The sequence below is a fragment of the Dolichospermum circinale AWQC131C genome, from assembly GCF_000426905.1.
Taxonomy (GTDB): Bacteria; Cyanobacteriota; Cyanobacteriia; order Cyanobacteriales; family Nostocaceae; genus Dolichospermum; species Dolichospermum circinale.
This window is the reverse complement of sequence record NZ_KE384604.1, coordinates 11,004-11,946: the sequence shown is the minus strand read 5'-3', so window position 1 is coordinate 11,946 and position 943 is coordinate 11,004. Positions and strand designations below refer to the sequence as shown.

Below are 943 nucleotides of genomic sequence, written 5' to 3'. Positions count from 1 at the left end.
GTTCAGTGTAATCGCAAAAGATATTGACCCCTATTTTCAGGATATATAAAACTATCACAGTGGGAATAGCTCTATTTTGTAATCTCTCCTTTTTTTCAATTTGGATCTTCTATAAAAATACCAAGCTGTTTTGCAGCATTAGCTAGTTTATCATCAGTGGTTGCTAATAACAGTCCTTCTCTAATTGCTAATTCTAAATAAGCAGCATCATAAGCAGCAAGATTGTATTGTCTGGCTAAATTTAATGTATCATTAACACTTTCCGTAATCGGTTTAGCATCAATTAAGATAGGTAGACTTTGCAGCAGTTTAATCACCTGATCAGTTTTTTCTCTAGTATTACGATTTCTCCTTTCTGCTACCCACAAAACATTACTAATTTCTAGCCAGAAAAATGCAGGTACTAGTGCCTGATTTTGTTGGATTATGATTTCATAAACTGCCTCAGCATAGATATTATTTTCATCTTCCAGACACCAATTAATAGCCACAGAACAATCTAAAACAAATAGCATTAAAATTATCTTCCTAATTCTCTAGCTTCCCTGATTGATAAATTACCTAATGAAATTCCCGGTTTTAATTCCTTGAGTTTCGCTTTGATTTCTAATAATTCTTGTTGATTATTTGTTGTCGAAGTTTCCATTAATTCAGTGATGTTTTTATCTATAGACTGAGAATGAATTTTAATTTGCTGCAACATTAAATCTGCTTTACGCTGAATTATTTCATCTGCAAATAATTTAACTTCTTCTGCTTTTGCTACTGTTAACTGTTCTAAAATAGACTTTACTTCTGCTTGTAAAGAATTACCATGTTTTTGAGCGCGAGATTTTAGCCACTCGATAATATTTGGATCTAAGTCATCTAAAATAATTGGATTCATAAGCATTGAGTTATCTGAGGGTACAAACCTTCCAGGACGGGGAAATCCCGCCTCTAC

The 943-nt window shown here is 33.0% G+C and carries 2 protein-coding genes; both read right to left on the bottom strand.

What is annotated here, in order from left to right; translation table 11 throughout:
• Window positions 1-95 precede the first annotated feature (95 nt).
• Window positions 96-515 (bottom strand): type II toxin-antitoxin system VapC family toxin, encoded by a 420-nt coding sequence (locus ACIR131C_RS0108585; RefSeq protein ID WP_028089855.1) that lies wholly within the window; start codon window positions 513-515, stop codon window positions 96-98.
• Between the two features lie 5 nt (window positions 516-520).
• The coding region (locus ACIR131C_RS26715; protein ID WP_231395422.1) for a FitA-like ribbon-helix-helix domain-containing protein at window positions 521-943 on the bottom strand (423 nt) is incomplete at its 5' end.

Coding starts and splice junctions, on each gene's coding strand:
- ACIR131C_RS0108585 (WP_028089855.1), bottom strand. CDS start 515: ATGCTATTTGTTTTAGATTGTTCTGTGGCTATTAATTGGTGTCTGGAA.